Raw genomic sequence first — 9433 nt, forward strand, 5'->3', positions numbered from 1 at the left:
CTGTAGAACCGCGGCGCCGTACCAGTGACAAACGAGCAACGCCAGTTCGACGTCCAACCGGTCGCTGACGATTTCCCGGCCACGCCGCGCAACGGCGCGACCCACCCGATACTTCACCGAGTTGAAGTGCAAATTGAGTTCCTCGGCCGCGACCTTATAGCTGGAGCCGCAACCCAGAAACAAGCGCAGCGTCTCACGCAGCCGCTCGTCGTTCTCGTTATCGGTGGCAAGGTCGCCAAGCACGGAGGCCACCCACTCGCGGGTATCGGCCACGTCGCCACCAAGACGCGCTACCACGGACAGCCCCGGATCGGAGGCGGCGATCACCGTCGGCGTCGAAGAATTGGGCCGCGCGCTGACGATCGCGACGCCGCGGGCTTCCTCCGCCTCCCGGTGTGAGCGGCGAAAGCCGTCGACGCCGCCGGCCATCGTGCCAATCGCCACGCTCGGTGAGTTCGGTCGCGCGAGCGTGAACTGGCGAACCTTCACCACAGCATCGGCCACCACCGCGCGATACGGCAGCCACCCCCAGCCGCAGCTTCGATCGGCGGCAACGAAGAGCGGGTTGCCAGCAGCGCCGGCCGCTTCGCCCAGTTCGCGGAGAAATTTTTGCAGCCGCGCAAGCTCGTCGCCTTCAGCGCCCGGGTCCGGGTACCACATCACCAGCGCCAGATGATGCCAGCGAAGCGGGTAACGAATCGACGTGATTGCCGCATCCAGATCGATGGTCTTGTTCGCGGTCAGGACCTCGCGCACCCGCAGGCCACGAAGACTGTTCTGGTTTTCTAGCCAGCGTTCACGTTCGTCTTCGTAGACGGCGACGACTTGCTGCGACATCCAGTCGATGTACTCGAACAACGTGCCGGTGATCGCCTCAATGACCTCCACGCGCATGGCTTCCGGGATATCGATGACGCGCAATTCGGCGAAAACGGCTTCATTTATCTGGCGCTGACCGAGCCGATAGGCGCGAACCAGCGCATTGACCGGCACCCCACGCTGTGCCAGCCGGCGGGCATACTCCAGCGCCGCGGTGGGCGCCTCGACACGCTCGACAGCGATGTCGTAACGCAACGCGTGCAAGACCGTGTCGACGTTGCCCTCGACGCTGGTCCCGAGCAACTCCACCAGCGCGGCGTCGCCCCGCAGTTCGGGGATCTGATCCTCGAGGGATTGTCGAAGCGCCGACGACAACGCGGCCACCCGGCCATTCAATCGGGTCGCGACCTCGGCGACATAACTGGTTACCTCGACTCCGCTGTCAAGGCCCGATTTCTTCACCTCAAAGACGTTAGACGCTGGGTTGTGTTTGAGCGATAACCGCGGCGCGCGGCTTTGTCGTTTCGCCACTGTGTGAAAGCGCGCATCATTCCTAATGTTGAGCACACTCTCACCAACGAAGGTCAGAAGGAGCGCAGACACATGGGATTCACCAAGCCCTACCTTCCGGATATTGATCCGGAAACATTCCTACAGAAGCCGCTCATGGAGCGGATGCGGTTTCTGGCCGCCGATTGGGCGGAAAACGGGTTCGGCTCACCGAAGATGATCCACACCATCTACATCGCGAAGCTGGTCGCCTTCTTTGCGCTCGGCGGCATTGTGGTCGCGACGTTGACGTCGGGCCTGCCCGCCTTCTGGCACGTGTCGCAGTGGTGGAACCAGCCGATCGTCTACCAAAAGGTCATCCTGTGGACCGTGCTGCTGGAAGCAATCGGCGTGGCCGGGTCTTGGGGGCCGTTGGCCGGCAAGGTCAAGCCGATGACCGGCGGCATTCTGTTCTGGATCCGACCGGGAACCATCCGGCTTCGGCCGTGGAAGTGGGTGCCGTTCACCAACGGCGACCGACGCGGCTGGTTCGACATCGGGCTCTACCTCGGACTGCTGGCGAGCTTGACTGTCGCGTTACTGGAGCCCGGCGCGCACAGCGACTCGCTGTCGAAAGCATTGCCGGCCAATACATCCGGGCTGGTAAGCCCATCCCTGATGGTGGCGCCCATCGCACTGCTGGTGCTGATCGGCCTGCGGGACAAGACCATTTTTCTGGCCGCCCGCGGCGAGCAATATCTGCCTGTCATGGTGATTTTCGCGGCGTTGCCATTCGTGAACATGATCATCGCCCTGAAGTTCGTCATTGTTATGGTGTGGGTCGGCGCCGGTTTCTCGAAGTTCGGTAAGCACTTCTCCAATGTCATTCCGCCGATGGTGAGCAACACGATATTCGCGCCCAAATGGGTGAAGCGGGCGCATTACCGCGAGTTTCCGCGCGACATGCGGCCGTCGCGGCTGGCTGACTTCATGGCACACGTCAACGGCACCACCGTTGAGATTGCGGCCCCGCTGATCCTGTTCTTCTCCACCAACAAGTGGGTGACGCTGGCGGCGGTGGTGTTGATGGTCGGCTTCCACCTGTTCATCATTTCGACGTTCCCGCTCGCGGTGCCGCTGGAATGGAACGTGGTCTTCGCCTATACGACGATCTTCCTGTTCCTCGGCTTCCCGAACTGGAACGGATACGCCCCCTGGAACATGACTCCGCCATGGCTGGCGTTCGTCATCGTGGCCGCGCTGCTGTTCTACCCGGTGCTGGGCAATCTGCGGCCAGACAAGGTGTCGTTCCTGCCTGCAATGCGCCAGTACGCGGGCAACTGGGCCTCGGCGGTGTGGACGTTCGCGCCCGGTGCCGAGCAGAAGCTGAATCGGGTGACGCGCTCTGCCTCCAACCAGATCGATCAGTTCGTCGCCGCCGGCTACGAGCCCCAGTGGGCGGAGATCACCCTGCAGAAGACGACTGCGTGGCGAAGCATGCACAGCCAGGCCCGCGGCTTGTACTCGTTGCTGCTGACCCACTTACCCGACGTCAACACCCGCACCGTGCGGGAGGGTGAGTTCGTGTGCAACTCGTTGATCGGGTTCAACTTCGGCGACGGCCACCTGCACGACGCCGACATGATCCAGGCCGTACAGCGCGAAGCCGCCTTCGAACCGGGCGAATGCGTCGTCGCCTGGGTCGAGTCGGAAGCTTTCGGCAGCGGTGTGCAGCGCTACCAGCTCATCGACGCTGCCCTCGGCGTGATCGAGCGGGGCACCTGGAAGGTGGCCGACGCGGTGGCCGAACAACCCTGGCTGCCCAACGGTCCGATCCCGACTACCGTGGAATGGTCCCTGAGCGGCAACAACCCGGCTGTCCGGAAGGACCAGGAACACGGTCACGGAGCGCTGGCATGAGTACCGCATTGGTGGTAGGCGGCGGGCCCAACGGGCTCGCTGCCGCCATAGCCCTTGCGGCCGAAGGTGTTTCGGTCACGGTCCTCGAGGCGGCCGACGAGGTCGGCGGAGGGGCCCGCAGCAGCGAAGCCATCCTCCCCGGCCTCCTGCACGACCACTGCTCGGCGATCCATCCGATGGCTGTCGGCTCGCCATTCATCAGCAAATTCAACCTGGACCGCTACGGCCTCACATGGCGCTGGCCGGATATCGACTGTGTCCACCCGCTCGACGGCGGCACCGCCGGCGTGCTGTACCGCTCGGTTGAGCAGACCGCGGCCGGCCTCGGCCGCGATGGATCGCGGTGGCAGCGCGCTTTCGGCTACTCGGCGTCGCGATTCGATGCACTCAACGAGGACATCATGGGCCCGCTGCTGCGGATCCCGCACCACCCGCTGATGCTGGCCCGGTTCGGGGCTCCCACCGTGCTCCCCGCGTCCACGTTCGCCAGGGTGTTCCGCACCGAGGAGGGCCGCGCACTGTTCGGTGGCGTTGCGGCACATGCTTTTCGGCCGCTGCACTATCCGATGACCTCTGCGATCGGGATGGGCATCATCTCGGCCGGGCATCGGCACGGCTGGGTGGTGGCCGAAGGCGGATCGCGGTCGATCACCAACGCGATGGTGGCACTGCTGACCGACTTGGGCGGCAAGATCGAGACGGGAGTCCGGATCGAGCAGGCGTCACAGCTGCCGGCAGCAGATGTCACGATGTTCGATTTGGCGCCGGCCGCGGTCGCCGGGATCCTCGGCGACCGTCTGCCGCGGCGTATTTCGCGTGCCTTCACTAAGTTCCGTCGTGGTCCGGGTGCATTCAAGGTGGACTTCGCCGTCGACGGCGGCGTCCCCTGGACGAACCCTGACGCGCGTCGGGCGGGCACGGTGCACGTTGTCGGTAACTATCGCGAACTGGCGGCCACCGAGCGCGAGATCCACGCGGGACGTATGCCCGAGCGGCCGTTCGTTCTGGTCGGTCAGCAGTATCTGGCCGACCCGCAACGCTCCGTCGGCGACGTTCACCCGGTGTGGAGTTATGCCCATGTGCCTAATGGCTTTTCGGGTGACGCGACCGAGGCGATCATCGCTCAGATCGAGCGGTTCGCGCCCGGCTTCCGGGATCGGATCGTCGGGACGGCCGTCCGGACCACCACCGAATTCGCTTCCTACAACCCCAACTACGTCGGTGGCGACATCATGACCGGCGCCAAGGACATCCGTCAGCTGACTTTTGGACCACGAACCACACTGTCGCCGTACCGTATTGGAATTCCCGGCATGTACATCTGCTCGGCGGCCACTCCCCCGGGCCCGGGCGCCCACGGCATGTGCGGAGCCAATGCTGCCGGCGTCGCGCTCGGCTATCTGGCTCGGCGGACGTGACGCCGGGACCTCATCGGGCCACCCGCTTGGCAACGTAGTATTCGTCCGTTCGGGTGTGGTCGACGGTATAGTCGACCGCCTTCGTGAAGTTTTCAGAGTCATATCCCAGCCAGCGCTCGCTGCGTTGACGCTCAAATTCACTCCAGGACGCCACGGTGAACCTCTCGAGGAACAACTCTGTTTGTCCGACACTGTGATAGAGCCGCCAGCTGTGGCCGCCAGTTCTAAGCCGTGAACGCCTGACCCTGCTCATCGCGTCTACGAAATCTTTCTGGTTCTCCTCCGACACTAGGTAGCGGACGGCTACCAGCACTGGTCCATCGTTAGGACGTGGCTCGAACATGAGCATCGGCTCAGGCCAGGCAGTGGAGACTTCGACGTTCAGCTTCCCGGTGTTCGGCCGCAGCGGAAGGGCGACGACGCTGAGGGCAGCAGCGGCGAGCACCAACGCCGAGCACAGCAACGCGATGTCAAGTCCCGCCCGCGTGGCGACGGCACCCCAGGCATAGGCGCCGATTGCCTGAGCTCCGGTGGAGACCAGTAGATACACCGACAATGCACGCGCACGAACCCACTGCGGCAACGCCAGCTGCGCCGCCGCGTTCAACGTTGCCAACGTGATCAGCCAAGCCATCCCCGACAACATCAAGATAGGGATCGCCGCGGCGAATGGCAGCCAGACGACCGCAAGCGGCGCAAGACCGTACACGGCGGCCGACCCGGCCAGCAGCGCGTTGTCTGACACCTTCCGGCGTAACGGGTCGGCGACGATGGCACCGAGTAAGGCGCCAAAACCGATGGCGCCCAGCGCCACACCATACCCATCAGCTCCGAGGTGCCACGTGCGGGCGGCAGCCACGGGCAGCAGGGCCAACAGCGCCGAGGCGGGAAACAGGAAAAGCGCGGTGCGCAACAGGATCCTGCGGAAAATTAGACCGTTGATCACGTAGGCCAGTCCACTGATAATGGCCTGGCCGAAGTGTTCTCGCTCGATTGGTGCGAGTTGCTTGGGGCGCTTCCACACCAGCAGAGCAACGATGATTCCCGCGAACGACACCGCGTTGATCGCGAAGACCGCTGCGGGACCGACCAATGCCACGACAACCCCGCCGATTGCCGGTCCTATGGCTCGGGAAGCATTACCCGAGACGCTGCCCAACATCGAGACGGCCGGTATCTGCTCACGCGGGACTACCTCGGGCTGAATCGCCTGCCAGTCGGGTCCGGCGAGTGCAGAGGCGCAACCGATAGCCACGGTGAACATCAACAGTGAAGTTGGGGTGAGGCGACCGACGTAGGTCACCACCGCCAGGGCCAGCGCAACCACCACTGCGTATGACTGCAGAAATATCAGTAACCGCCGCCGGTCGAAGAGGTCGGCGAGCGCACCAGCGAACAATCCGAAAAGCAGCGTCGGCCCAAGACTCGCCGTCTGAACCAGCGCAACGATGACGTCAGGGCTGTGCTTCTCCACCAAAAACCATTGGGCCGCAACGCTCTGCATGTACGTCCCGATGTTGGAGGTGAACGAGGCGATAAATAAGTTGCGGTACACGCGATTGCGCAGCGGTGCCCATACGGATGGACCTTCACCGTCGATCTGGTCCTGAGCCTCAATAACCATCGAAATGATTCTGACATGAGGGCTACGCCATTGGCGCACCGTTCGGGTTCGCTCGGGCAACGTGTTTCAGTATTTGTAAAATCCCTCACCGGACTTGATACCGAGCTTGCCCGCATCGACGTAGGCCTGCAGTAGATCCCGTGGGCCCTTGGGTAGCTGCGGGAATTCGTCGACGTAATGGTTCTCGACATCCAGAGCGACGTCGAGGCCGACCAGATCCATCAACTGAAACGGGCCGGCCGGCGCGCCCAAGTTGAGCCTGTACATTCCGTCGACGTCTTCCGGACGGGCCACGCCCTCTGAGACCACCGCCAGCGACTCACGCTTGATCGCTGCCCAGACCCGATTGAAGATGAAGCCGGTGCACTCTTTACGCGCCTCGAACGGGTAGACGCCGAACTCGGGCAACACGGCAAGCAGGGTGTCGAGCAGGCCGCGGTCGGTCTCGCCGTCCGACATCAGGTCGAGGGCATTGACGTCCGGCGGCATGTAGAAGTGCGTGTTGCAAAGGCGCGTCTTGTCGCGCACCTTCTCAGCCATCAAACGCGAGGGGTACGACGACGAGTTGGTCGCGAAGATGGTGTCGGGCGGGGCCAGCTGGTCGATCTCGCCCCACAGCGGAATCTTGATCTCGAGTTTTTCGGGGGCCGACTCCACAGCCAGCCACGCGCCGTCCAGCGCCTCGGCGAGTGATGTCGTTGTGGTCGCGACGCCCGGTTCACCGAAACCGCGATTCTCAACCACACTCGGAAGGGTTTCGGCCACATACTGTTTCGCGGCTCCCAGCTGCTCGTCGCGGCGGGCGTAGATTCGCACGGGTCCGCCACGGCTGGCGAACATCAGCGCGATACGCCGTCCCAGCGTCCCCGCGCCGATCACGGCGACCGGACGGTTTCGGATCTCATCGAATGTGTATGTATACGAGGCACTCACACACGCATGCTAAGTCCCCGACGCGCGCCCGTAACCGTCGCTGACAGACAAAGTTGTGCGCACCGTTGTTCGCGGCCGACAACTAGAGCAGCGTGGCCTGTTCGGGCTTCGGCTCGGCCGGCTCCAGCAGCTCTGGCCCGTTGTTGCGGATGCTGTTGACCAGCGTTGATATCTCCCGCATTTCGATGCCTTCGACGCTCGGCGAGGCGGCCAGGAAGTCGAGGTCGGGCGGAGCATCGGGGTCCAGCCAACGATCCCAGTCACGCTCGGGCACGATCAACGGCATCCGATCGTGGATCTCGGCGAGCCCGCCGACGGCGTCGGTGGTGATAATGGTGCAACTCAGCAGTGGCGTCGCGTCCTTCGCGGGCTTCCACACCGACCACAGCCCCGCCATAAACAGCATCTCGCCGTCGGCGCGGTGCAGAAAGAACGGCGTCTTGCGGGCTTTCTTACCGGAGTCGGTATCGCCATTGGCGCGCCATTCGTAGTACCCGTCCATCGGGATCAGGCAGCGTTTGGATTTGGCGCTCGCGCGAAACGCTGGCGACGTGGTGACCTTCTCGGCTCTGGCGTTGATCAGCAGCGGACCCTTGGACTCCGGCGCACCGTCGGATCCAGCCTTGGCCCACGGTGGTATCAACCCCCAGCGCATGGACCGAACTCGCCTGGTGGGTTCGTCGTCGGGTTCGTCGTGGCGACGGACCACGGTGGTAATGGTCGTGGTGGGCGCCACGTTGTAGTTCGGGCCCGTCGACTCGGCCGCGCGCGCCTCGTTGATCGCCTCGATCTTTTCGGCCAGCACCGCCGGGTCGGTCGTCACCGCGAATCGTCCGCACATGTCTTCATGGTGCCAGCCGATCTGGTGGGTCGGGGTCTCCGCGGAGGAGTTCGTCGGGGTGGTGGGCGTGGTTGATTTCGGGTGGGCCGGTGGCGTCGGTCCAGCCCAGTCGTCCGCTTGCGGTGACGACCGTGTGTGCTTCGCCGCGGCTAACCATCCCGTGGTCGCAGCCGCACAGGAAGTGCAGCTGGTCGGCGTCGGTGCGGCCGCCGTGGCCGAAGTCTGGTGAATGGTGGACCTCGCAGCGGTAGCCCGATTCCAGGCAGTTGGGTCGGGTGCAGCCGCGGTCGCGGGCGTAGCAGATCAGGCGCTGATCGGTGGTGGCGAGGCGTTTCTGGCGGCCCAGATATAGCGGGCGTGCGGTGTGGTCGTCGAACACCGCCAAGTAGTGGATCGCGTTGGCGGCCATCCGGATCAGATCGCGCATCGGCAGCCTTGAGCCACCGCCGGTGGCGGCGGGCGCCGGCATCGGCACCGATGCGTCGGCCGTGGCGCGGGCTGCCTGGTCGAGTTCGGCCAGCGTGGTGGTGATGACCACGGTGACCGGGTGCCCGCGGTGGACACCGAGGCCACCGGAGGCGATGGCGGTGTGCAGCCCAAGTTTCATCGCATCGTGACAGCGCTGGGCCGGGCTGCGGCCGTCGCGCGCCGCGAGACTTTCGTCAGGCTGGTGACGGCCCGGCCGCACCGCGGCCTCGATGGCCTCGAAGTACGCGCGGGCCTCGGGGTCGAGTAATCCCGACAGCCGCGACATCCCGTCGGGTCCTTGCCGGCCCAGGTGCAGCCCGCGGCGACGGGCCCGGTCCTCATCGGTGAACAGGCCGTCGGGGTTGAGGTAGTCGGCGATCCGCTGACCCAACTTGGCCACGATGCCCGCATCGAGGGTGCTCGCATGCTCGACCAGGGTGCGCTCAGCCGCAGCCACGTCGGTGGGCGACACGCAGGAAGGCAGCACATCCACCGCCCGGCAGACCGCGTTGATGTGATCCTGACCGACGGCGCCGGCCTCAACAGCGGCCGCCAACTCCGGCAACTCCGGGCCAACCGGCGGCCCGGTCAGCGAGCGGCGCGGCCGAATCCGGGCGGCCAGCTTGAACCGGCGGGTGATCTCCTGCGGCGGAATACGCAACCGCTTCCACAGCACCGATCGCATCTGCGCTATGGACCCGGCTTCATCCGGCGGGTCGGCGATCTCACCGAACATGCGGTACATCAGGCCCCGGTTGGCGCGCTCCTGGCACTCCAGACGCGCGGCGACCTCAACACGAAACGTGTTGCCCACCACGTCCGAGGGCGTCTCACGCAACAGGTCATGGGCCGCATCGACCGCATCGAGAGCGGAAGTGATCCGTTCCCGCGCCTCGTCAGTGCCGATCGCTGAACCCATAT

General features: G+C 64.6%; 7 protein-coding genes. 2 read left to right on the forward strand and 5 right to left on the reverse strand.

The window, feature by feature from the left end; genetic code table 11:
* On the reverse strand, positions 1-1281 hold a 1281-nt coding region (locus tag WAN02_RS08915), incomplete at its 3' end, for a PucR family transcriptional regulator (RefSeq protein ID WP_422263792.1).
* Positions 1282-1422: 141 nt separating this feature from the next.
* Here WAN02_RS08915 and WAN02_RS08920 point away from each other — a divergent pair.
* Both WAN02_RS08920 and WAN02_RS08925 read left to right on the forward strand, forming a co-directional pair.
* Positions 1423-3228, forward strand: a complete 1806-nt coding sequence (locus WAN02_RS08920; protein ID WP_422263793.1) for a DUF3556 domain-containing protein — start codon at positions 1423-1425, stop codon at positions 3226-3228.
* The gene (locus WAN02_RS08925) at positions 3225-4646 is read left to right on the forward strand and encodes a phytoene desaturase family protein (protein WP_422263794.1); all 1422 of its coding nucleotides are present in this window, start codon (positions 3225-3227) and stop codon (positions 4644-4646) included. Before WAN02_RS08920 ends, WAN02_RS08925 begins: the two co-directional genes overlap by 4 nt.
* Positions 4647-4656: 10 nt before the next feature.
* Here WAN02_RS08925 and WAN02_RS08930 read toward each other — a convergent pair whose 3' ends face one another.
* The 4 genes from WAN02_RS08930 to WAN02_RS08945 all read right to left on the reverse strand — a co-directional run bounded on the left by WAN02_RS08930 (position 4657) and on the right by WAN02_RS08945 (position 9431).
* On the reverse strand, positions 4657-6270 hold the full coding sequence (locus tag WAN02_RS08930; RefSeq protein ID WP_422263795.1) for an MFS transporter: 1614 nt from the start codon (positions 6268-6270) through the stop codon (positions 4657-4659).
* 66 nt (positions 6271-6336) lie between these two features.
* Positions 6337-7203, reverse strand: coding sequence for a 3-hydroxyacyl-CoA dehydrogenase family protein (locus WAN02_RS08935; RefSeq protein WP_422263796.1), 867 nt, complete (start codon positions 7201-7203; stop codon positions 6337-6339).
* 82 nt (positions 7204-7285) lie between these two features.
* Positions 7286-8044 carry an SOS response-associated peptidase gene (locus tag WAN02_RS08940; RefSeq protein ID WP_422263797.1) on the reverse strand — a complete coding sequence of 253 codons (759 nt, stop codon included), beginning with the start codon at positions 8042-8044 and terminating at the stop codon, positions 7286-7288.
* A 4-nt stretch (positions 8045-8048) separates the two neighbouring features.
* On the reverse strand, positions 8049-9431 hold the full coding sequence (locus WAN02_RS08945; protein WP_422263798.1) for a 13E12 repeat family protein: 1383 nt from the start codon (positions 9429-9431) through the stop codon (positions 8049-8051).
* Between the last annotated feature and the right edge of the window lie 2 nt (positions 9432-9433).

This window comes from Mycobacterium sp., assembly GCF_049281135.1.
GTDB lineage: Bacteria > Actinomycetota > Actinomycetes > Mycobacteriales > Mycobacteriaceae > Mycobacterium.

What these genes read in the sequence shown, in the direction of transcription:
- WAN02_RS08920 (WP_422263793.1), top strand. Translation starts at nt 1,423, where the DNA reads ATGGGATTCACCAAGCCCTACCTTCCGGATATTGATCCGGAAACATTC.
- WAN02_RS08925 (WP_422263794.1), top strand. Translation starts at nt 3,225, where the DNA reads ATGAGTACCGCATTGGTGGTAGGCGGCGGGCCCAACGGGCTCGCTGCC.
- WAN02_RS08930 (WP_422263795.1), bottom strand. Translation starts at nt 6,270, where the DNA reads ATGGTTATTGAGGCTCAGGACCAGATCGACGGTGAAGGTCCATCCGTA.
- WAN02_RS08940 (WP_422263797.1), bottom strand. Translation starts at nt 8,044, where the DNA reads ATGTGCGGACGATTCGCGGTGACGACCGACCCGGCGGTGCTGGCCGAA.
- WAN02_RS08945 (WP_422263798.1), bottom strand. Translation starts at nt 9,431, where the DNA reads ATGGGTTCAGCGATCGGCACTGACGAGGCGCGGGAACGGATCACTTCC.